26 protein-coding genes are annotated in these 22,671 nt (G+C 30.5%); 16 read left to right on the top strand and 10 right to left on the bottom strand.

The annotated features are described in order from the left end of the window. Positions 1-2: 2 nt before the first annotated feature. The 4 genes from AJ881_RS08780 to AJ881_RS08765 all read right to left on the bottom strand — a co-directional run bounded on the left by AJ881_RS08780 (position 3) and on the right by AJ881_RS08765 (position 4,101). Complete coding sequence (locus AJ881_RS08780) at positions 3-1,367, bottom strand: L-serine ammonia-lyase (protein ID WP_053872419.1); 1,365 nt, start codon at positions 1,365-1,367, stop codon at positions 3-5. 14 nt (positions 1,368-1,381) lie between these two features. Continuing rightward, positions 1,382-2,632: an aromatic amino acid transport family protein gene (locus AJ881_RS08775; protein WP_070283264.1), complete on the bottom strand. Its 1,251-nt coding sequence runs from the start codon at positions 2,630-2,632 to the stop codon at positions 1,382-1,384. A gap of 244 nt (positions 2,633-2,876) precedes the next feature. Next, positions 2,877-3,293: a PepSY-like domain-containing protein gene (locus tag AJ881_RS08770; RefSeq protein WP_002871244.1), complete on the bottom strand. Its 417-nt coding sequence runs from the start codon at positions 3,291-3,293 to the stop codon at positions 2,877-2,879. Between the two features lie 64 nt (positions 3,294-3,357). Continuing rightward, positions 3,358-4,101: a DUF4261 domain-containing protein gene (locus tag AJ881_RS08765; RefSeq protein ID WP_002871245.1), complete on the bottom strand. Its 744-nt coding sequence runs from the start codon at positions 4,099-4,101 to the stop codon at positions 3,358-3,360. Positions 4,102-4,259: 158 nt separating this feature from the next. On the opposite strand from AJ881_RS08765, the gene exbB reads away from it, so the two are divergent. Genes exbB through AJ881_RS08750 form a run of 3 tightly spaced genes read left to right on the top strand, consistent with a single transcriptional unit; the run spans position 4,260 to position 5,747 of the window. Continuing rightward, entirely contained in the window at positions 4,260-4,685 is a 426-nt protein-coding gene (gene exbB / locus AJ881_RS08760) for a TonB-system energizer ExbB (protein WP_002851166.1), read from the top strand. Continuing rightward, positions 4,678-5,067, top strand: coding sequence for a TonB system transport protein ExbD (gene exbD, locus AJ881_RS08755; RefSeq protein ID WP_053872417.1), 390 nt, complete (start codon positions 4,678-4,680; stop codon positions 5,065-5,067). The genes exbB and exbD overlap by 8 nt, the downstream gene beginning before the upstream one ends. Beyond that, positions 5,064-5,747, top strand: a complete 684-nt coding sequence (locus AJ881_RS08750; RefSeq protein ID WP_070283265.1) for an energy transducer TonB — start codon at positions 5,064-5,066, stop codon at positions 5,745-5,747. The genes exbD and AJ881_RS08750 overlap by 4 nt, the downstream gene beginning before the upstream one ends. Before the next feature lie 12 nt (positions 5,748-5,759). Here AJ881_RS08750 and AJ881_RS08745 read toward each other — a convergent pair whose 3' ends face one another. Together AJ881_RS08745 and AJ881_RS08740 are read right to left on the bottom strand one after the other, a co-directional pair. Further along, on the bottom strand, positions 5,760-6,629 hold the full coding sequence (locus tag AJ881_RS08745) for a hypothetical protein (protein WP_070283266.1): 870 nt from the start codon (positions 6,627-6,629) through the stop codon (positions 5,760-5,762). Positions 6,630-6,632: 3 nt separating this feature from the next. Next, the gene (locus AJ881_RS08740) at positions 6,633-6,794 is read right to left on the bottom strand and encodes a hypothetical protein (protein WP_002778908.1); all 162 of its coding nucleotides are present in this window, start codon (positions 6,792-6,794) and stop codon (positions 6,633-6,635) included. Positions 6,795-6,888: 94 nt separating this feature from the next. Here AJ881_RS08740 and AJ881_RS08735 point away from each other — a divergent pair, with 94 nt between their 5' ends. After that, entirely contained in the window at positions 6,889-7,872 is a 984-nt protein-coding gene (locus AJ881_RS08735; RefSeq protein ID WP_070283267.1) for an MnmA/TRMU family protein, read from the top strand. A gap of 86 nt (positions 7,873-7,958) precedes the next feature. Here AJ881_RS08735 and aroC read toward each other — a convergent pair whose 3' ends face one another. From aroC to AJ881_RS08715, 4 genes are read right to left on the bottom strand one after another with little or no spacing between them, the layout of a single operon-like run. Then, entirely contained in the window at positions 7,959-9,047 is a 1,089-nt protein-coding gene (gene aroC, locus AJ881_RS08730) for a chorismate synthase (protein WP_070283268.1), read from the bottom strand. Continuing rightward, entirely contained in the window at positions 9,047-9,721 is a 675-nt protein-coding gene (gene rnc / locus AJ881_RS08725; protein ID WP_002862275.1) for a ribonuclease III, read from the bottom strand. The genes aroC and rnc overlap by 1 nt, the downstream gene beginning before the upstream one ends. After that, positions 9,708-10,148, bottom strand: a complete 441-nt coding sequence (gene rnhA, locus AJ881_RS08720) for a ribonuclease HI (RefSeq protein ID WP_002851277.1) — start codon at positions 10,146-10,148, stop codon at positions 9,708-9,710. The genes rnc and rnhA overlap by 14 nt, the downstream gene beginning before the upstream one ends. Next, complete coding sequence (locus AJ881_RS08715) at positions 10,135-11,121, bottom strand: CDC27 family protein (RefSeq protein ID WP_070283269.1); 987 nt, start codon at positions 11,119-11,121, stop codon at positions 10,135-10,137. The genes rnhA and AJ881_RS08715 overlap by 14 nt, the downstream gene beginning before the upstream one ends. A gap of 69 nt (positions 11,122-11,190) precedes the next feature. On the opposite strand from AJ881_RS08715, the gene dnaG reads away from it, so the two are divergent. The 12 genes from dnaG to AJ881_RS08655 all read left to right on the top strand — a co-directional run bounded on the left by dnaG (position 11,191) and on the right by AJ881_RS08655 (position 22,649). Then, complete coding sequence (dnaG, locus tag AJ881_RS08710) at positions 11,191-13,008, top strand: DNA primase (protein WP_070283270.1); 1,818 nt, start codon at positions 11,191-11,193, stop codon at positions 13,006-13,008. Positions 13,009-13,089: 81 nt separating this feature from the next. Beyond that, complete coding sequence (locus tag AJ881_RS08705) at positions 13,090-13,362, top strand: NifU family protein (RefSeq protein ID WP_070283271.1); 273 nt, start codon at positions 13,090-13,092, stop codon at positions 13,360-13,362. After that, the gene (locus tag AJ881_RS08700; protein ID WP_070239887.1) at positions 13,349-13,900 is read left to right on the top strand and encodes a histidine kinase; all 552 of its coding nucleotides are present in this window, start codon (positions 13,349-13,351) and stop codon (positions 13,898-13,900) included. The genes AJ881_RS08705 and AJ881_RS08700 overlap by 14 nt, the downstream gene beginning before the upstream one ends. Continuing rightward, complete coding sequence (locus AJ881_RS08695; RefSeq protein ID WP_070283272.1) at positions 13,884-15,167, top strand: UDP-N-acetylmuramoyl-L-alanyl-D-glutamate--2,6-diaminopimelate ligase; 1,284 nt, start codon at positions 13,884-13,886, stop codon at positions 15,165-15,167. The genes AJ881_RS08700 and AJ881_RS08695 overlap by 17 nt, the downstream gene beginning before the upstream one ends. A gap of 3 nt (positions 15,168-15,170) precedes the next feature. After that, positions 15,171-15,482 carry a YbaB/EbfC family nucleoid-associated protein gene (locus AJ881_RS08690; RefSeq protein WP_052949887.1) on the top strand — a complete coding sequence of 104 codons (312 nt, stop codon included), beginning with the start codon at positions 15,171-15,173 and terminating at the stop codon, positions 15,480-15,482. Beyond that, a complete protein-coding gene (locus tag AJ881_RS08685; RefSeq protein ID WP_002870243.1) occupies positions 15,479-16,573 on the top strand; it encodes a PDZ domain-containing protein in 1,095 nt (364 codons plus the stop codon). The genes AJ881_RS08690 and AJ881_RS08685 overlap by 4 nt, the downstream gene beginning before the upstream one ends. Next, complete coding sequence (locus tag AJ881_RS08680) at positions 16,570-17,415, top strand: polyprenyl synthetase family protein (RefSeq protein WP_070283273.1); 846 nt, start codon at positions 16,570-16,572, stop codon at positions 17,413-17,415. Before AJ881_RS08685 ends, AJ881_RS08680 begins: the two co-directional genes overlap by 4 nt. 9 nt (positions 17,416-17,424) lie before the next feature. Further along, positions 17,425-19,323 carry a transketolase gene (gene tkt / locus AJ881_RS08675; RefSeq protein WP_070283274.1) on the top strand — a complete coding sequence of 633 codons (1,899 nt, stop codon included), beginning with the start codon at positions 17,425-17,427 and terminating at the stop codon, positions 19,321-19,323. 1 nt (position 19,324) lies between these two features. Continuing rightward, complete coding sequence (locus AJ881_RS08670) at positions 19,325-20,434, top strand: ABC transporter permease (RefSeq protein ID WP_070283275.1); 1,110 nt, start codon at positions 19,325-19,327, stop codon at positions 20,432-20,434. Then, positions 20,435-21,157, top strand: a complete 723-nt coding sequence (locus tag AJ881_RS08665) for an ABC transporter ATP-binding protein (protein ID WP_070283276.1) — start codon at positions 20,435-20,437, stop codon at positions 21,155-21,157. 2 nt (positions 21,158-21,159) lie between these two features. Continuing rightward, positions 21,160-22,050, top strand: coding sequence for an MlaD family protein (locus AJ881_RS08660; RefSeq protein ID WP_070283277.1), 891 nt, complete (start codon positions 21,160-21,162; stop codon positions 22,048-22,050). Continuing rightward, positions 22,050-22,649: an ABC-type transport auxiliary lipoprotein family protein gene (locus AJ881_RS08655; RefSeq protein WP_044779898.1), complete on the top strand. Its 600-nt coding sequence runs from the start codon at positions 22,050-22,052 to the stop codon at positions 22,647-22,649. Before AJ881_RS08660 ends, AJ881_RS08655 begins: the two co-directional genes overlap by 1 nt. The last annotated feature ends 22 nt before the right edge of the window (positions 22,650-22,671 follow it).

Genomic DNA, 22,671 nt, shown 5'->3' with positions numbered 1-22,671 from the left:
CTTTAGCATACTGTTTTTAAATTTGTAGCAAGACCACCTAAAGAAGTTTCTTTGTATTTATAATTCATATCTTTTCCTGTTTCGTACATGGTTTCTATAACCTCATCAAGGCTTACCATAGGAGTAGATTTACGTGTCATTGCCATTCTAGCAGCACTTATGGCTTTAATAGCTCCAAAGGCATTTCTTTCTATACAAGGAATTTGCACAAGTCCTGCAACTGGATCGCAAGTTAAACCTAGATGATGTTCCATTGCCATTTCAGCAGCGTTACATGCTTTAAAAGCATTAGCTCCTAAAACTGTTGCCATAGCTGCAGCTGCCATAGAACTAGCACTACCAATTTCTGCTTGACAGCCTGCTTCTGCTCCGCTAATACTTGCATTTTTCTTATAAAAAGAACCTATAAGCATTGCTGTTAATAAAAACTCTATAGCCTTTTCATCACTAAAACCTATAGTATGATTTTTAAGATAAAGCATAACAGCAGGGATAACAGCACATGCTCCATTTGTTGGCGCGGTTACAACCTTTGCTCCGCTAGCATTTTCTTCAGCAATCGCAATAGCATATAAAGAAATAAAATCGATAATGCCCATAGGATCAGTTGTCATCGCCACTCTTTCTTTAAGCCCTTTAGCTCTACGTTTTAAATGAAGTTTTCCAGGCAAATAATCTTCATTTGGATGTGTACCATTATAATACACTTCTTGCATTACTTCCCAAATTTCAAGACAATAAGCACGAATTTCCTCTTTAGTGTGAAATTGCAATTCATAACGATAAGAAAGCTCTGCTAAATCCCAATCTCTTTTATCACAAAGCTCTAAAGCTTCTTTTGCATTGTTAAGCTCTATATCTAGTTTTTTCTTTTTGTTTTGGTTGGAATTTTTGCCTTTTTTTTCTAATTGTGCAGCTGTTAAAACAAAGCCTCCACCTACAGAATAATAAGTTTCTTCATCAACTAACCCACCTTTGCAATCATAAGCTTTAATTTTCATACCATTCTCATGCAAAGGTAGAAAATCTTTGGAAAATATCAAATCTTTTTCATAATTAAAACAAAGTTTTTTTTCTCCACAAAAATCAATTTGAGCATTTTCAATAGCATTTTTATTTACTTCATCTTGTATTGCCGCGCTTAAATTTTTAGCTTCTAGGCCATTTAACCCCCAAATTACAGCCTTATCACTCAAGTGTCCTTTACCTGTTAATGACAAAGAACCATAGAGAGTGACTTCAACTCTATCAATTTCATCAAGCCTTTTAGCAACTTTTTTACAGAATAAATTTCCGGCAAGCATAGGCCCTAAAGTATGAGAAGAAGAAGGACCGACACCTATTTTAAAAATGCTTAAATTACTCATTTTTTATCCTTAATTTATAAAAGATTGTGAATTGCAGCAGAAATTGCAACTATTCCCATTACCAAAATAAAAAGATCTAAAAATTTATTACGAAATCTTGCCAAAATATCAAAACGATAAATACAATAAAGTGGCATCAAGAAAAGCAAAATAGCCAAAACAGGACCACCAATAGCCTCAATAATTCCTATAACACTTGGATTTTTATACGCAACAAGCCAAGCGATAGCAAAGGTAATGATCGCTGTTAAAGTTTGAGCGAATTTACCTTGAATTTTACCATTACTTGCTTTATATAAAATACCATTTAAGCCTTCTTGAGAACCAAGATAATGCCCTAAGAAACTTTTACTAATGGCCACAAGCGCAACAATAGGCCCAACATAAGCTAGTAAAGAAACTTCAGGAAATTTATTTGCTATAAAAGTAAGAATATTGATATTTTGATCTTTTGCTGATGCAAAATCTTCTGGTGTAAAGGTTAAAGCACAAGAAAAAACAAAAAACATTACAACAAAAACCATAAGAATAATTGCCAAAGAAATAATTTTTCTAGCGCGAGGCTCAGCATAATCACCATATTCTTTTTTACAATAACAAGCAAGTGAAGAAATAATAGGAGAGTGATTAAAACTAAACACCATCACAGGAATAACAAGCCATAAAGTAACCCAAAAATTACTTGTTGAAATTACGGAAAAGTCAACATTTGTAAATAATGATGAATTCCATTGTGGAATTAAAAGCAATGAAAAAATAAATAAAAATATAATAAAAGGAAAAACAAGAAAACTCATTGCTTTTGTTACAACATTTTCACCAAGAATAGAAATCAAAACCAAAACTCCAACAATCAAAAAACTCACCCACCAACGAGCAGCATGAGTAAGATCTGCATTGAAATTAAACTGATTGATTAAGAACTCAAGCAAAGTTGTTGTAAGATTAGCACTATAAACCAATAAAATAGGCAAAATAGCAAAAAAATACAAAAGTGTAATTAAAAATCCACCGCCTTTGCCAAAATAACCTTCTGCAACAAAAGTAATATCATCTTTTGGATTAGAACTTGAAAGCACAAAGCGACATAAATTTCTATGAGCTAAGTAAGTCATAGGAAAAGCTAAAACAAGTATAACTAACAAAGGTATCAATCCACCAAGCCCAGCACTAATAGGTAACAAAAGTACACCGGCTCCAATAGCTGTTCCAAAAAGAGATAAAACCCACCTTGTATCGTGACTAGTCCATTTAGGAGTATTCATTATTCTTCCTTAAAATTGCAAGATTATATCTCTTTTATTTTAGCAAAATATTTATAAATAATTATTTTTTTTAAAAAATATTTTAAATTTTATGTAACATTTTGTAAATTTAATTTTATAAAAAAACAATCACTTGTATCAATAAAGTATTATTTTAAAACTAAATATATTTTGGGTTTTACAATCAAAAAATAAAAATTTGGAAGACTATGCTTCCAAATTAAGAAGGTTAAATTTTCAAAAATTAATCTAATTTTTGACCTAGGACATTTCCTTGCATATCCGTATAAACTTTCATGTTATTATTAAACTTAAATTTATAACCATTAATTTCTTTATCTATTTCAATAATTTGAGCATTTGGTTGAGTTGCACTCACTTTTTTCATAACACTAGGTAAAATAGTATGCGGTAAAGCCTTGTATTTTCCATCAACTTCTTTCCAATCTCCATTGATCGTAAAATCAATTTCAGTTCCATCATTTAAAATTACATCATAAGAATCTATATCTTTTTTCACCAAACCAATTTGAGCGGTTTTAAAATTTTTAGAAATAAATTCTTTGGCATTATTTGGAAGTTCGCTAGCAGGAACAACCATATCTTTAGCTAAAAGCACCGTAGCACCCAACAAAGCAAGTAAAGTTAATTTTGCTTTCATAGTTTCTCCTTTTTTGTCTTGGTTGGCGAAAGTTTAACTCAAAACTGTGAAGTGAATGTGAAACTTAAAAAATAATTTTCAAGCTTTCATTCTCAACACTTATACCTTGACTTTTTATAAATTTTATTTCTTTTCCATCTTCAAATTTTAAAATATCTTTATCTTTTAGATTAATATCATAAGTTAAAATATGCAAAACAATATCATAAATACAAAAGAAAAGTTCTTTTTCTTCTATGTTTAAATCACAAACTTCAAGTTCTAATTTATCAAAATTTCTAAGCCCATAAGTATAAGCATTAACTCCATTTTCACTAGGATAAACACTAACATATATCCAATTATATACCGGCAAGCGATTATCATCTAACATTTTTGCATTTTCTATATAAAAACTGGGCTCTAAAACAACTGCACCTGTATAAAAACCTAAAGCATGTTTATTATCCAAACATAAAGCTGCAATTTTCGTAAACATTTTAGCTTGTTCTAATTTGCTTTGATCTTGACTTAGCACCGCTATAAGAAGATGAGCTTTATGTTTTTTAGTTTGCTCTAAGGCATCTTTCCACATAAAATTAAAATTTGCATAGTATTCTGCTTCGTGATTAGGTATAGGATTTTTAATCAAATTTAGAGTAACCAACATATTTTCATATAAAAAAATCACGCCCTCTTTGGTAAAATTTTCATCAGCTATTTTTATATTAAATTTATCTTCTAAAATGCTTTTTAACTCCGAAAAATTAAAATCAACTTCATCAAGAAGAACAAAAGAGGTAAAATTATGATTTAAATCTATAGTCATGTTAAACCCTATTAAATTTTTATAAATTATAACCTAATAAAAATAAAAATTATAAACAAGAATTTCTTAAAAATTATGATAATTGATATTAATTATAAATTTATTTTTTATATAGTATAATCTTTTAAAATTTAGTAAATATATTTTTGGAGAAAAATGTGGAATTTCTAAAAGATTACATCGATTTAATTATCTTTTTAATTCTAGGAATTATGGCATTTATAGCTTTTTGGTGTGTTGTAGAAAGAATGCTATTTTTTAGAAAAATTAACTTTAAAAATTATGAGAATCAAGAGCAATTTGATGATGCAATTAGTGAAAATTTAACCACTATATATATCATTTATTCTAATGCCCCTTATATAGGACTTTTAGGCACTGTAATAGGCATAATGGTTACATTTTACGAAATGGGCTTGGCAGGCAATATAGATGTCAAATCTATAGTCGTAGGACTTTCTTTAGCTCTTAAAGCTACAGCCTTGGGACTTTTGGTTGCTATTCCTGCTTTAATGGCTTATAATGCCTTACTTAGAAAAGTTTCCCTCTTAAGCAATGCTTATAAGGCAAATAAAAATGCTTAAACTACCAAAAAATGAAGGTTTAAATATAGTTCCATTTATAGACATTATGCTTGTTTTGCTTGCTATAGTACTTAGTATTTCAACCTTTATTGCGCATGGAAAAATTCAAATCTCACTTCCTTCAAGTGAAAATGCTACCAATATAAGTAATAATGAAAAAAAACTTCTTATAGCCATAGATGAAAAAAATACTTTTTATTTAAATGATAAATTAGCTGATTTAAATGAAGTTAAAAATGCTATTTTTTCGCTTGATAAAAAAACCATAGTAGAACTAAAAAGCGATAAAAATGCTAAATTTGAAAGTTTTGTAAAAATTATAGATTTTTTAAAAGCCAAAGAACATGAAAATTTTCAAATTCTTACTGAGAAAAACAAATGAAAACTTTATTTTTAAATCATAAATACCAAGCTTCTTATATAACTTTTATAGTCTTTATACCTTTACTTTTTGTCATTTTTCACTCAAATGACTTTTTTAAAATGGAAATTAAAAATGAAGATTATTTTTCTTTAGCAATAAAACAATTTACCCAAACTAATCCAACAAATGAGACTAAACCAACAGAATCCATTATAGAACCCATCAAACCAAAACCTCAGCCAAAAGTTATTAAAAAAACTCCTGAAAAAATTCAAAAAAAGATAAAAAAAACACTTTCACATCCAATACCAAATAAAACCCCAATAGCACCAACTCAAGAAGTTAAAACTTTTACAAAAACAACTGATACAAATGTCAAACCTAAAATCACCCAATTAACACAAGGAAAAGATAATCACCCTGTATTAAAAGAAATTCAAAAAGCTATACAACAAGCACAATTTTATCCGAGGCAAGCAAAAAAAATGCGTATGCAAGGAACTGTAAAAGTAGAATTTTTATGGAAAGAAAACAAAACTTTAGCAGATTTAAAAATCATAGAAAGCTCAGGATATGATTTATTAGATAAAAGTGCTTTAGAAAGCATAAAAAAAGCTTCTTTAAATTTTCCACAGTATAACGGAGATTTAAGAATTACACTACCTATTATATATGATTTTAAAACCCTAAGAGGGTAAAATTATAATTTACTACACTCTCTTATCTACAATTTGTGTTTCTTGATTTTCAATTTTATTTTGAAAATCTTTACTTAAATTCTGACTTAATTCTTGCAAAGATTTTTGCTTCAGTTTTTCAAATTCTTCAGGATTACTAGTCTCAAGCTTTGCCTGCTCATCAGCACTTAAAGCACTTAAACCTTTTTCTTGGGCTTTTTGAAGCAAATCTTCGTCTTCTTTTTCTTTAATATTACTTTCCTTATCATCTTTTTTATTGATTTTTTGCGGATCTATGGTTTTCATAGCACTAGCTCCACCACCTGATGCCTCTTTAATGTCACTTAAAATTTCTCTCATGCTAGGTTCTTTAACATCGCTATCATCAACTTTACCATCTTTATTTACATCTTTATCAATAAAAAAATTTAATTTTTCTTCTATATTTGCATCATCAGATATTTTTTCATCGTTTGTTTTAAAGCCTAAATTTTGCATACTTTGTTGAAGGGTACTTGTATTAAAATTTAATTTTACACTTTGTTGTTTATTATTTAAATTTGAATTTAAAGAATCAAAATTATCTTTTACACTTTCAAACCAATTTGAAACAAATTGATTTGCTTCGCCATTAAGCCTTATGCTACCATCATTTCTAGCAACATAATTCGTATAAGAACCAAAATTTTTTTGCAAACTACTATAATTTTCATCGCTTAAATTTAAAGCTATAAGTTCACCTTGCTTATTTTCAAAAACAACCTTAACACCATCGCTATTTAAACTCGAAAGATCTTGCACGGGAATTTTATCTTGATCTTCTTTTTTTAATACGCTAAGCTCTTTTTTATCAACATTATTAGTTAAAGAATGGGTTAAACTAGCAGAAGTATCGATTTTCATTATTTATCCTTTTTTACATTTTGCAAATAAACCTAAACGACACATTTTTCTCTCATGTGAATTTTTTAAAGAATTACACTTTTTAAGTTCTTGCTCGTAGTTAGCACAAGAATTTGCAAAAGCAAAAGAACTCAAAATGCTTAAAACCAAAATTATTTTTAACACTTTCCAATCCTTATTTTAAAGATTTTTTAGTTAAAATTATACCTTTTATAATCGACAAAATCTTAAAAAATTTTATAATCTTAGAAAGGAATCAATGAAAGCATTAGCTCTTTTTAGCGGTGGGCTTGATAGTATGCTTGCAATGAAACTCATCACTGCGCAAGGCATAGAAGTTAAAGCCCTAAATATCAACATAGGTTTTGGAAGCACAAGCGATAAAAGCGAAATCATGAAAAAGCGTGCGGAAATGGTAGGTGCGGATTTTGAAATGATAGATGTAAGAAATTCCTATCTTCAAGAAGTGCTTTTTAACCCACAATATGGCTATGGCAAACATTTTAATCCTTGTATAGATTGTCATGCTTTTATGTTTAAAACTGCTCTTGCTATGTTAAAAGAAGAAAATGCAAGCTTTATCATCACAGGAGAAGTTTTAGGACAACGCCCTATGAGTCAAAGAAGTGATGCGATGGCAAAAGTTAAAAAACTTGCTCTTGATGAAGAAGATTTAATCTTGCGTCCTATGTGTGCAAAAAACCTACCACTAACCAAACCCGAAAGAGAAGGTTGGGTAGATAGAGAAAAACTCGAAGGTATTAGTGGAAGAAGTCGCAAAAGACAACTTGAACTTGCAGCTAAATTTGGCTTAGAAGACTTTGAAAGTCCAGGTGGAGGTTGTTTGCTAACTCTTGATAGTTTTGCTAAAAAAATTCGAGATTTCATAGAATTTGACAAAGATATGCAGGTTAATGACGCACAACTTTTAAAATATGGTCGTCATTTAAGATTGCCTAATGGAGCTAAAATGATCATAGGTAGAAATGAACTTGAAAATACTCTTTTAAAAGGTTTAAAAACTTCTAAATATGAAGTAATAGAACTTGGGGATTTAATCGGAGCTTACTCTTTGGTAGATGAAAAAATTTCAGAAAAAGACTTAGAACTTGCCTTAAAAATAGCCCTTACCTATACTAAACACGAAGCAGGAAAAAGCTATGAACTTAAATTTAAAAATCAAGCTTATACAAGTATAGCTTTTGAAAATAAGGCTGATATTAATCAATTTTTTATTAGTTAAAGTGTAAAGTATTTAGCAAAACAAGCGATATAGTATTCGAATCTTTTCAAAATATTGCAATCAAGCCCATTAAAATGGGCTTTTTTTTATTTTAATCCATAAGCATTTTTTAAATTGTTTAAATTCGCGCTCGCATTCAAAAGCAAACAATCAGCCAAAACTAAACGCACCATAGCACTAGCTACAACACTTCCTCTAACACCTACACAAGGATCATGCCTACCTTTGAGTTCAAATTCCAAATTATTGCCAAATTTATCTATACTTTCTTGCTTGGCAAAAATAGAAGGAGTAGGTTTAAAATAAGTTTTTAAAATAAGATTTTCTCCATTTGAAATTCCTCCTAAAATTCCTCCACTATGATTGCTTAAAAACTTGCCATCTTTTAAAGCATCATTATTACACGATCCGCGCATTTTGCTTGCATTAATACCTTCACCTATTTCAACTGCTTTAACAGCATTAACTCCCATTAAAGCATGAGCTAATTTAGAGTCTAACTTATCATAAAGAACTTCTCCAAGTCCCGCAAGCATACCACTAACTTTTGTAAAAACGGCAGCGCCTACACTATCTTTTGAACTTCTAGCATTTAAAATTTCATTTTTAAAGTCACTTTCTAGTTTTGGATCAAGGCAAAAAATTTCACTTTTCTTAGCAAATTCAAAATCAAATTCTTCTTCTTTCAAATTTGATACAAAAGTTCCTACTCCAAAAACACCGCTTTGAACACAAATACCAAATTCACGCAAAAGCATCGCTGCAACTGCACCACCAGCCACTCTAGCAACACTTTCTCTAGCGCTTGATCTACCTCCACCCCTATGATCTCTTATGCCATATTTATAAAAATAAGCAAAATCCGCATGAGCAGGACGAAATAGATCTTTTAAATTATCATAATCCTTAGAATGAGCATTTTCATTAAAAACTACTATAGCTATAGGATGACCCGTTGTATATCCTTCAAAAACTCCACTTAAAACCTGAGCTTTATCGCTTTCTTTTCTTGGTGTTGCAAATTTACTTCCGCCTTTGCGTTTATCAAGCTCATTTTGTAAAAATTCTTCATCAAATTTAACTCCAGCAGGCACTCCATCAATAATACATCCAACAGCCACACCATGAGACTCACCAAAACTTGTAAATTTCAATCTTGTACCAAAGGTATTCACTATAAAGCTCCTAATTTCTCAAGTGCAATTTTTGCTGCCATTTGTTGTGCTTCTTTTTTGCTTCCCGCAATAGCTCTTGCAAGTTCTTTACCATCAAGCATTAAAGCGATTTCAAATTGCTTTAAATGATCAGGACCAAAAGCACGCACTGTTTCATACTGCGGAGTTTGTCCGATTTTTCCTTGTGTAATCTCTTGTAATTTTGTTTTATAATCTTTTATAAGAATTTTTGCATCAATTTGAGGGAAATTTTTTTCTATAAGCCTTAAAGCAATAGTTTTTGCAAACTCAAACCCAGCTTCTAAATGTATAGCACCTATAATGGCTTCTAACGCATCTGAAAGTATAGAAGGCTTTTCTTTTCCTCCATTGTTTTCCTCAGCAACACTCATAAAAATAAAATCGCCCAAATTTAAACTATTTGCAATTTTTGCAAAAGACTTTTCATTCACTAAAGCCGCTCTAAGCTTAGATAAATCTCCTTCGGCATCTTTGGCGAATTTATGAAAAAGGTATTCACCCACAACTAAATCAAGCACGGCATCACCTAAAAATTCCAAGCGTTCGTTGTTGTAAGATTTTTTAAAACTTTTATGGGTTAAAGCATGTATAAGAAGATTTTTATCTTTAAATTCATAAGTTAAACTCTGCTCTAGTTTTTCAATGTTTTTCATCATTTTCCCTTGCAATTTTCAAAGCAGCTTCACGCGCCAATGTATCACATCTTTCATTTTCCAAATGTCCATTATGTGCTTTTACCCAAAAAGCCTTAATCTTATGAGATTTTGCCACTTTAATATATTCCTTCCATAAATCTATATTTTTTTTACCTTTAAAATCCTTTTTTATCCATCCTTCTAGCCATTCATTAATACTTTGAACCATTAGGTTAGAATCTGTAAAAAGCGAAATTTCACAAGGCTCTTTTAAAGCCTTCAAAGATTCAATAATTGCCATTAGCTCCATTCTATTGTTAGTGGTATTAGCCTCAGCTCCAAAACCTTCCTTTTGATACTCTTTATAACGCAAAATATAAGCCCATCCGCCAAAACCTGGATTATTAAGACATGAACCGTCTGTATAAATTTCAATGTGTTTCATTGTTTTTCACTTCATAAATAATTTTACAAGTATTAAACTCATAACAAACAGGACAGTGATAAAAAAACAAAGGCATAACATTTTTACACTCAGAACAACGGTATGAAAATTCTAACCTCGCATTAAAAGAATTATCTTTTAAAATTTTTAACATTTTAAAATTAGAATTTTTAAAAACAAACTGATGCGTATCATCATGCTTTGAAATTTTACCCAAAGCATAAAAGAATTCTAAAAAATCTTGATTTTCTAAATTAAACGCTTCATTTTCTCTATAAAGCAAATCACAAATATCAAAAAAATTTTGCCCTAAAAACATATGATATTTTTCAAAAACTAAACGCCCTAACATAGGATTATCTTCTATTTTAAATTCTAAAAGTTTTTTCTTTTTTTCTTCATCAGTGATATTAAAAGTACAAAGTTCTAAAGCTTTGATAAAATCATGCTCTTTTTGCACATCCTCATTAAGCTCAAAAAGACATTCTAAAAGTTCTAAATTTTCTTTATAAGAACGAAGTTTTAAATAAACAATTTTTAAAAGTTTTAAGGCTTGTATATTTCTTGGACGCAGTTTTAAAGCTTGTAATAAAACTTCTTTTGCACGCTCTAAAAATCCTGCTTTAAAATAAACTTTTGCTAAAGAAAGGAAAATAAATTCTCTTTCTTGTTTATCTTTACATTTTTCAAGAGCAATCAAATAAATTTGAGTTGCTTTTTCAAATTCCCCGCTTTTAGTAAAAATTTCAGCCAAAAAACTTAAATTTCCAAAACTCAAGCTACTATTTCTTAACAACTCTTTATGAGCGTTATCCATTTCAAATTTTTTTATAAATTTTTCAAGCTTTTGTTCTTCATCTTTGTTAGCAAATATTTTCCAAATATAATTTGCAACAGCTACAACAAATACTAAAATGGTTAAAATTATAAGCCCTACTAAAGGGTCTCTGTATTCTACAAAGAAAAAATCCATAGTCTCGCTCTAAAAATTTTATGCCAAATTATAGCCAAATCTTTGTATAATTTTAACAAGGTTTGTAAAATGATAACTAAAGAAAGTATAGAAAATTTATCCCAAAGACTTAATATTGTTGATATTATAGAAAATTATATTGAAGTAAAAAAACAAGGCTCTAGTTTTGTATGTATCTGTCCTTTCCATGCGGATAAAAACCCGTCTATGCATATCAATCCTACCAAAGGTTTTTATCATTGTTTTGCTTGCAAAGCTGGTGGAGATGCTTTTAAATTTGTAATGGATTATGAAAAATTAAGTTTTTCCGATGCAGTTGAAAAAGTTGCAAGCCTTAGTAATTTTACTTTGAGTTATACAAAAGAAAAACAAGAAAATAAAAAAGAGCTAAAATCTATACTACCAAGCTTAAATGCGTATTTTAAAGATAATCTCAAACACCACAAAGAAGTTTTAACCTATCTTTACCAAAGATCTTTAAACGACAAAGATATAGCCAAATTCGAATTAGGTTTTGCAGGAGCAAGTGAAGATAGTATAAGATTATTGCAAAATCAAAAAATTTCTTTAGAAGATGCTATGAGTGTTGGAGCTTTAAAAAAAGATGAAAATAATGAATTTTACGCAAGTTTTATATGGCGCATCACCTTTCCAATCTACGATCATAAAGACTTATTAGTAGGGTTTGGAGGGCGTACTTTAAATCCCAATGTACCGGCAAAGTATGTAAATTCACCCCAAAATATACTTTTTGATAAAAGTAGAATTTTTTATGCTTTTAACATCGCTAAAGAAAATATAGCCAAAAAAAAAGAAATAATAGTATGTGAAGGCTACATGGATGCAATAGCTTTTCACAAAGCAGGGTTTAACAATGCTGTAGCAGTTCTTGGAACAGCACTAACCGAACATCATCTACCTTTAATCCGCCGTTATGATGCAAAAGTGATTTTATGTTTTGACAATGATGAAGCAGGATTAAAAGCTGCGACACGATCTGCATTTTTATTAAGCACAAATAAAATAGACGGTAAAGTGGCAATTTTGCAAGGCGGAAAAGATCCTGCTGAGCTCGTAGCAAAAAATGAAAGCGCAAAACTCCATAATATATTCGATGAAGGAATAGAGCTTGGCGAATTTTATATCCGACACTTAATATCCACTCATTCCATAATTTCTGCTCTTGATAAACAAAAAGCTTTAGAAACTATACAAAAATTTACCTTTAATCTTGAACCTTTAGTGGCAAATTCTTACACTAGTCTAGTTTCAAATTTATTAAAAGTGGATGAAAAATTTATCGTCTTATCACAAAATTCAAAAAAAACCATACAAACCCCTTTAATTTCTCAAAATAAATACAATTTTCCTAAAGAAAAAATTCACATTGCAGAATTAGAACTTATAGCTTTTTTAAAACAGCATCCAGATATATGCAACGATTTTAAGCAAATTAGTGATAGTGTTTGTTTTAAGCATAAAATTTTATTGGATAAAATTTTAGAAAAAAAAGGTTATGAAGATAGTGATATTAGAGAATTTGAAAGTAAAAATATTCGAAAAAATTTAAACTATAGCGAATTCTTGTTAGGTATTTGCAAGGTTAATTTAGCTTTTTTAAACAATGTAAAAATTAAAAATTCTACACTCGCATTAAAAAAACAACTTTTTACGCTTATTGATAAAAATTTAAATCTTCTAATTAAAAATTTAAATACCGAAGAATTAAATAATTTTTTAAAAGAATATTTAAGCTTCTTAAAATATGAAAAAAACGAAGAAATTCTGCAACAATCATTTAGAAACTTAAATGGAATTTTTGGCAATAAAAACTTTACAGTTTATGATTTAGGATTTAGCGCGCAAGATAATGACGAACCTTTTTAATTTATTTAAATTTCAAGCCTTAATTTACCTTTTTTTAAACACAATCACGCTAAAGTATATAAAAATTTTTAAGGATAAATTATGATTCCTTTTAGTGATGAAGAGCTTATAAATCCTGTTAAAGCAAGTTTAGAAAAGAGTTTGCCTATGCTTGAACGTGATGGCGGAGGGCTTGAATTTTTAGGAATTAAAAATGGGATCGTTTATATCCATTTAATAGGAGCTTGTAAAGGCTGTGCATCGAGTGGAACAACGCTAAAATATGGTCTTGAAAGGCAACTTAAGATTGATATTCATCCAGAAATCACTATAATCAATTTAAACGGCGGAGCAGACGAATTTGCAAAATTATAAAAAACTTGGAATTGAACATTTTTACAAGAAAGATTTTAAAACTGCAAAAATATATTTTTCTATGGCTTATGAAAAACGCAAAAATAAACGCTTGCTAAATTTTATCTGCCTTTGTGATCTTGCTTTAAAATCTCCTAAAGAAGCTTCTTTACTTTTTGATTTTTATATAGAACATTACAAAATCTCTAGCATTGATAAAGACTTAGAAGAAATTTTAAGTACAATTGAATTTAAAAAACAAGAAAACAAACAGGAAAACGAATTTGAAGATGGGCATGCGTTAAATTATCAAGATTTTTTAAAAAGCGAAGAAGAACTTGGCTTTCAAAAAAGTTTTGAAAATATCATTAACAGCACTAAATTAGTTATTGATAATCGTGATGATTTTTTAGATTTTTTGGAAAAATTACTTGATAATGGCTATAAAGATATGACTTTAAATTACATAGAAAATGTTATGCCTCATTTTTGGGCAAATGATAGATTTATCAAACTCCAAGAAAAACTCATGGGATTTAAAAGTGAAATTAAAACTTGAAAATTCATTCATTACAGATAATACCTTAGAGTGTGAAAAAGAATGCTTTTTTTTGCAAACCACACAAAATGCTAAATTTCACGCTCAAGCCTTAGAAAAAGGTGCAAAAATCATTGATGTAAATGAGTGTAAAAAACTTTTAAAAATCGATGAAAAGATTCAAATCATAGGAATCACAGGAACCAATGGCAAAACCACAACCGCAGCAGCGATTTATTCTATCTTATTGGATTTAGGTTATAAGTGTGGGCTTTGTGGGACAAGAGGGGCCTTTATCAACGATGAACAAATTGATGAAAAATCCTTAACCACCTCCCCTATTCTTAAAACCTTAGAATACCTACAAATAGCCACTCAAAAAAAATGTGATTTTTTTATCATGGAAGTAAGCTCACACGCCTTAATTCAAAACCGCATCGAAGGCTTAAATTTTGCTGCTAAAATTTTTACCAATATCACTCAAGATCATTTAGATTTTCACGGTACTTTTGAAAATTATAAAGAAGCAAAAGAGCTTTTTTTTACCGATGAGAGTTTAAAATTTATCAACAAAGATGCTTTGGCTATTAAATTTAATGTGCGTAATGCTTTTACTTATGGCATAGAAAATCCTGCTTTATATCAAATCAAAGCTTATTCTTTAGAAGAAGGTATTAGCGCTATTGTAAAAAATAAAAATCAAACTTTTCACATAGACTCGCCCTTGCTAGGACTTTTTAATCTTTACAATCTTCTAGTTGCTAGTGCTTGTGTGAATGAACTCGTAAAGCCTGATTTAAAAGACTTGGAAAATGCTATCAGTGGATTTGGTGGGGTTTGTGGCAGAGTAGAGCAAGTAGCAAAAGGCGTGATTGTGGATTTTGCTCATACGCCTGATGGCATTGAAAAAGTGCTTGACGCTCTTAAAAATAAAAAGCTCATCGTTGTTTTTGGAGCAGGTGGAGATAGGGATAAAACCAAACGCCCTTTAATGGGAAAAATCGTCGAACATTTTGCAAAAATTGCTATCATTACAAGTGACAATCCACGCAGCGAAGAACCAAAAACCATCATGGAAGAAATTTTATCAGGCTTTGCTAAAAAAGAAAAAGTTTTAATGATAGAAGATAGAAAAGAAGCCATAAAAAAAGCTTTAGAACTAAAAGAAAATGACGATTTAGTCGTTATTTTAGGCAAAGGTGATGAAACTACTCAAGAAATTAAAGGGATAAAATATCCTTTTAGCGATAAAATAGTTGTTAATGAAATTTTAAAAAATCAAGGATAATCAATGTTTGAAAATATGGATTTTTCTAAAATGGGAGAACTTTTAAATCAAGTTCAAGAAAAAGCAAAAAATATAGAACTAGAACTTGCAAATCGTGAATTTAGCGCCAAAAGTGGAGCAGGACTTGTTAAAGTAAGCGCCAATGGAAAAGGTGAAATTATCGATGTTAGCATTGATGATTCTTTACTTGAAGATAAAGAGTCCTTGCAAATTTTACTTATTTCTGCAATTAATGATGTTTTGGCTATGGTTGCGCAAAATCGTTCCAATATGGCGAATGATGTTTTAGGCGGTTTTGGAGGTATGAAATTATGAAAAAAATTTTAATTATTTGCATGCTTTTTACTTTGTCTTTTGGTATAGAAAGACCTAAATTTGAAGATTTTTTAGCAGGTTATGAAAGAAATAAGGCAAGCATGCTCAACTATGAAGGAATGCCAGCTTTTGCACTCAGTGAAAATTTACTTGCTGTATTAAAACAACCTAATGCTAAGCTTAACAAATATGTAAAATACGATCCATTTTTAAATTTATATCTTGTAAGAACTGACTTTAGCCTAATCCCTACTCCTATGGGTGATGAAGAAAAACTTACTCGTAATGATTGGGTTGGAATTTGGGATCCTAATAAACCTTATATAGGGCATATTAAGTATTTAGCTCAAAATATTGATGAAAAAGATCAACTTGATTTTAATTCTAAAATAGGACTTTTAGGGACTCCATGCTGTGAAATGATGGGGATTGCTTTAAATAATAGCTCTTTTATAGGCAATCGCTATTTAAAACATTTTATGAAATATAACGATGTTTATTGGGGGGATATTGGCGTTGATTTTGTTGTTCGAGAAAATAAAATTTATGTTAACAATGTAAGAAAAAATCCACAATTTTTAATCAACGATCAAGTTATAAGTGTTGATGGCTTGCCCGCCAATGATTTAAGAAAACTCAATGAAAAAATTCTTTTTGCAGATCGCGGAAGCACTCTTTATTTTCAAGTGTTGCGTGATAATATGGATTTAAATATTTCTACTGAAGTTTTTGCAAAAGATTTGAGCAAATTTAACCTTCCTGATTCTAAACCAAAACCAAAAATTACAAATTTCACAAGCAATCTTGGTTTAACGGTTAATACTAGTCTTGTTGTAACCAAAATAGATCCAAAATCAAAAGCATCAAATGCAGGATTTATGGTAGGAGATAAAATTTTACGTGTTAATAATATTATTTTAAATAATTTTAAAGAATTACAAAATATTTTAAGCGCTGGTAATGACTTTAGCATCTTGATTGAACGCAAAAGTACTAAATTACCTTTATCAAATTTCAACAATGAACTAGGCGGAAATGCCAACTCAGGTGGCGATGGTAAATTTCAATTTTTCATAAGGCTTACTAAGTGAATTTAAAAGAACTTTTTATCCATCACTTAGAAAAAAATCTACCTAAGGTTGAAAGCTTTCATCCTTTTTTTAATGAAGCTTTAGCCCTTATGCTAAAAGCAGGAGGAAAGCATTTTCGCGCACAATTGCTTTTAAGCGTAGTACAAAGCAATAAACCTGAACTTTTAAATCAAGCTTTAGATGTGGCTTTGGCTTTGGAATTTATCCATACTTATTCACTCATACACGATGATTTACCCGCTATGGATAATGCAGACTTTAGACGAGGAATTCCAACCTTACACAAAAGCTACGATGAAACTACAGCCATCTTAGTGGGCGATGCTTTAAATACTGAAGCTTTTTTAGTTCTAAGTCATGCTCATTTAAAAGATGAAATCAAAATCAAACTCATCAAAACTCTTGCCTTTAATGCAGGGCTTAATGGAATGGTCATAGGACAAGCTATTGATTGTTTTTTTGAAGACAAAAGACTGAGTTTAAATGAACTTGAGTTTTTGCACACACATAAAACCGCAAGATTAATCGCTGCAGCTTTAAAAATGGGTTGTGAAATTTGCGAACTTAACAACGAAGAAAACAATCAAATTTACAAACTTGGTTTAAAACTAGGACTGATTTTTCAAATCAATGATGATATTATCGATGTAACTACAAGCCAAGAACAAAGTGGAAAGCCTACTAACAACGATACTCATAAAAATTCTTTTGTCAATTTGCTTGGACTTGAACAAGCCATAAAAACAAAAGAAAATCTTCTTAGTGAATGCGAACAAGACTTAGAAAAACTCAATGAAAAACTCGCGCAAATGATACAAAATTTAATAATTCAATACTTATAAAGGCAAAAAATGGACATTCAAATTTTACAAGAACAGGCAAATACTCTAAGATTTTTAAGTGCTGATATGGTGCAAAAAGCAAACTCAGGACACCCAGGTGCACCTTTGGGTTTGGCAGATATTTTAAGTGTTTTAAGTTATCATTTAAAACACAATCCTAAAAATCCCACTTGGCTAAACCGTGATAGACTTGTATTTTCAGGCGGACATGCAAGTGCTTTGCTTTATAGTTTTTTACATTTAAGTGGCTATGATTTAAGCTTAGAAGATCTTAAAAATTTCCGCCAACTTCATTCTAAAACTCCTGGACACCCTGAAATTTCAACTCTTGGAGTAGAAATCGCTACAGGCCCTTTAGGACAAGGCGTTGCAAATGCTGTAGGCTTTGCTATGGCAGCAAAAAAAGCGCAAAATTTGCTAGGCAGTGATTTAATCGATCATAAAATTTATTGTCTTTGCGGAGATGGGGATTTACAAGAAGGCATTTCTTATGAAGCTTGTTCTTTAGCAGGACTTCACAAGCTTGATAATTTCATACTTATTTACGATAGCAACAATATCTCCATAGAAGGCGATGTAGGTTTAGCCTTTAACGAAAATGTAAAAATGCGTTTTGAAGCACAAGGATTTGAAGTTTTAAGTATAAATGGACACAATTACGAAGAAATCAATAAAGCCTTAGAACAAGCTAAAAAATCCACAAAACCTTGTCTTATCATCGCAAAAACAACTATAGCAAAGGGTGCAGGAGAGCTTGAAGGCAGTCATAAAAGCCATGGTGCACCTTTGGGCGAAGAAATGATTAAAAAAGCCAAAGCACAAGCAGGTTTTGATCCAAATATCAGTTTTCATATCCCACAAGCAAGCAAAATCCGCTTTGAAAGTGCTGTAGAACTTGGGGATTTAGAAGAAGCAAAATGGAAAGATAAGCTTGAAAAAAGTGGTAAAAAAGAACTTTTAGAAAGGCTATTAAATCCTGATTTTAACAAGATAGCTTATCCTGATTTTAAAGGAAAAGATCTTGCTACAAGAGATAGCAATGGTGAAATTTTAAATGTTTTAGCTAAAAATTTAGAAGGATTTTTAGGTGGAAGTGCGGATTTAGGCCCTTCAAATAAAACAGAACTTCACGGCATGGGAGACTTTGTAGAAGGTAAAAATATCCATTTTGGTATCAGAGAACACGCTATGGCAGCGATTAACAATGCTTTTGCAAGATATGGAATTTTCTTACCATTTTCAGCAACTTTTTTCATCTTTAGTGAGTACTTAAAACCTGCCGCAAGAATAGCAGCCCTAATGAAAATCAAACATTTTTTCATTTTCACACACGATAGCATAGGTGTGGGCGAAGATGGACCAACACACCAACCTATAGAACAACTTAGCACTTTTAGGGCTATGCCAAATTTTTTAACCTTTAGACCTGCTGATGGAGTGGAAAATGTCAAAGCTTGGCAAATAGCCCTAAATGCAGGTATTCCAAGTGCTTTTGTGCTTTCACGCCAAAAACTCAAAGCTCTAAATGAACCCGTTTTTGGAGATGTAAAAAACGGAGCATATTTACTTAAAGAAAGCAAAGATGCTAAATTTACACTTTTAGCGAGCGGAAGCGAAGTTTGGCTTTGTCTAGAAAGTGCAAACGAACTTGAAAAACAAGGTTTTGCTTGTAATGTTGTTTCCATGCCTTGTTTTGAACTTTTTGAAAAACAAGATAAAGCTTATCAAGAAAGATTGTTAAAAGGTGAAGTTATAGGTGTTGAAGCAGCACATTCTAATGAACTTTATAAATTTTGCCATAAAGTGTATGGTATAGAAAGTTTTGGAGAAAGTGGCAAAGACAAAGATGTGTTTGAACACTTTGGCTTTAGCGTTTCAAAGCTTGTAAATTTTATCCTTAGCAAATAAAATGAATACAAATTTCAAATTTCAAAATAACACTCTTTTTATCTTTGGAATTTGGGATAAAACAAGTATTTATAAGTTAAAAATAAAAGATTTTTTAGCTTTGATTCAAAGCAAGGAAGTGATTTTTGATTTTAAAGATCTAAAAGCAATCGATACCGCTGGAGTGATATTTTTCCTTGCTTTGGAAAATGACCTTAAAGATAAAAATATTAAAATCACCAAAGAAGGCTTAAATTCACGCTTTCAAACCCTTTTTGAACTTTGTGAAAAAAACTACCAAAGACTAAGCAAAACAAAAAAATCACATAAAAATTTCAGTGAATACTTTATCGATCTTGGAAAATTAAGTTTAGAACTTTTAAAAATTTTAAGAAAATTCATCAATTTCACAGGAGCTTTTTTCACAAGTCTTTTTTTATGCCTTAAAAATCCTAAAAATTTTCGCTTTATTGCTTTTTTATATCATATAGAAAATTCTGCTTTTAAAGCCTTACCTATAGTTATTTTAACTGCTCTTTTAGTAGGAGTGGTTTTAGCCTATCAGGCCGCTTATCAACTCGCACAATTTGGAGCCAATATTTTCATAGTAGATTTGATGGGAATTTCAGCCACTAGAGAACTTGCACCTTTAATTGCTGCCATAGTGATCGCAGGAAGAAGTGCAAGTTCTTATACCGCACAAATTGGAGTGATGAAAATCACTGATGAAATTGCAGCTATGAATACTATGGGTTTTCGTTCTTTTGAATTTATTATTATTCCACGTGTCATGGCTTTGGTAGTGGCTATGCCTTTAATCGTTGCCATTAGCGATGCGATCAGTATTATAGGTGGAATGATGGTTGCAAAATTAAATCTTGATATTTCTTTTGCCGAATTTTTAAGACGCTTTAGAGAAGCTGTAGATATAAAACATATCTTTATAGGACTTGCAAAAGCACCTATTTTTGGATTTTTAATAGGGCTTATTGCTTGTTTTCGTGGTTTTGAGGTAAAAAACACTACACAAAGCATAGGAATTTATACCACAAAAAGCGTTGTAAATGCTATTTTTTGGGTGATAGCTTTTGATGCTTTATTCTCTGTTATTTTAACTTCTGCAGGAATTTAAATGGTTATTAAAGCGCAAAATATCATTACAAAATTTGGAGAAAAAATCGTCCATGATGGCGTAAGTTTTGAAATCAAAAAAAACGAAATTTTTGGTATTTTAGGAGGTAGCGGAAGTGGAAAATCCGTCCTTTTAAAACAAATGCTTATGCTTGAACATTTTGATGGTGGAGAATATGAAATTTTAGACTATAAGCTTAAAAATATCAACGAAGAAGATGCACTTGCTTTGCGTAAAAAATGGGGTGTGGTTTTTCAGTTTGCTGCACTTTTTAGCTTTTTTAATGTTTATGAAAATATCGCCATTCCTTTAAAAGAATACACTCATTTAGATGAAAATAGCATACAAGAACTGGTTTTAATGAAGTTAAAAATGGTAGGTTTAAACGAAAGTGTTTTAAAACAATTTCCAAGCGAACTTAGTGGTGGTATGCAAAAAAGAGTGGCAATTGCCAGAGCTTTAGCACTTGATAGTAAGTTACTTTTTTTAGATGAACCTACCTCAGGACTTGACCCTCATAGTAGTCGCGAATTTGACGATTTGGTTTTAGAATTAAAAAAAAGTTTTGATTTAAATATCATTTTGGTTACACATGATAAAGAAAGTATGAAAAATTTACTCGATCGCTTTATCATTTTAGAAAATAAAAAAGTTGGATTTTGCGGTACTTATGAAGAATTACGCCTGCAAAATAAACGACTTTTTAAAAGATTTATGGAGTAAAAGTGGAAAATAGAGCAAATTATTTTTTTGTAGGACTTTTTGTTTTTGGAGTGTTTTTTGCAAGCCTTGGTTTCATACTTTGGCTTGGTGGATACTCTAAAGAAGAAAGTTTTAAGTATTATGAAATTCACACACAAGAATCCGTTGCAGGACTTGGCATAAAAGCACCCGTAAGGCTTTTGGGCGTGGAAGTAGGTAGCGTAGAAGAAATCAGCATTTACAATCAAGATGAACTCGGCGTTAACATACGCATTAAGATCAAAAACAATACCCCTATAAAAGAAGACACCTTTGCTACTTTGCAACTTCAAGGTATCACAGGACTTAAATTTGTCCAACTTCAAGGCGGAAGTAAAAATAGCAAAGATTTAGTATCTATACAGGGAAAACTTCCAGTCATTCCTTTTAAAGAAAGTTTTTTAGCAACCATAGACAGACAAAGTGAACATATTTTTTCTTTGGTTAAAACGGTCGATGATAAATCAAAAGAACTTTTAAGCGAAAAAAATCTTAAAAATCTAGAAATCTTTTTGCAAAATCTAGCAGAATTAAGTGCAAATTTAAATGCTAATTCTAAAAATTTAAGCCTTAATCTTTCAAACACAAGTTTAAAAATAGGAAAAATGGCTGATAATATAAGCCTTAGTGCGCAAAATTTCAACTCCAGTCTTAAAGACATAAAAGAAAGCACGATGATTTTAAAAAATTTCATAAAAAAAGCTGATGAAAAATTAAACACTTATGATGATATTAAAGCATCTTTGATGCAAAATTTAGAGCTTTTTAAACGAATTTTAATTGAAAGCAATATTCTAATAGAAAATTTACAAAACAGCCCTGCTGATTTGATTTTTAAAGAAACTAAACCTAAACTAGGACCAGGAGAAAAATAATGCTAAAGCAATTATTCTATATTTTGACTTTTATTTTTATATTATGCGGATGCTCTTTAAGACACGAAACCATCAACAAAAATGAAAATATCATATTAAAAGATGAAGGAATAGACTCAAATATTTTTTTTAAAAAAACCGGTAAAATTCTTAAAATTCGCAATGCAAATGCACCTTTGTATTTAAACTCGCGAGCTATTGTTTATATAGATAATGGTTTTAGCAACAAATACGCACATTATTTCTGGGGAGACTTACCAAGCAATCTTTATTCTTTTTTAATTTTATCAAAATTTGAACAAAGCAATATTTTTACAACCTTACTTTCTTCAACAAGCTCTTTAAATGCGGATTATGCCCTTGAAAGCAGGATTAACTCTTTTGAACAAATTCTTAACAACAATGAAAACTACGCCCAAATTTCTATAAGCGTAAATTTCATAAATCTTGAAAACAATCAAATAATAGCTCATAAAATTTTCAATACTAAAGAAAAAATAGAAAAAAAAGATATCCGCTCTACTTATAATGCTTTTCAAAAAGCCTTAAATAAAATTGGAAATGAGATTGTTTTTTGGGTAAATTCTAATTTATCCTAATTTAGGAACACTTTTTGCTTTT

The sequence above is a fragment of the Campylobacter sp. BCW_6460 genome (genome assembly GCF_001762705.1).
Taxonomy (GTDB): domain Bacteria; phylum Campylobacterota; class Campylobacteria; order Campylobacterales; family Campylobacteraceae; genus Campylobacter_D; species Campylobacter_D jejuni.
This window is presented reverse-complemented; position numbering and strand designations above follow the sequence as displayed.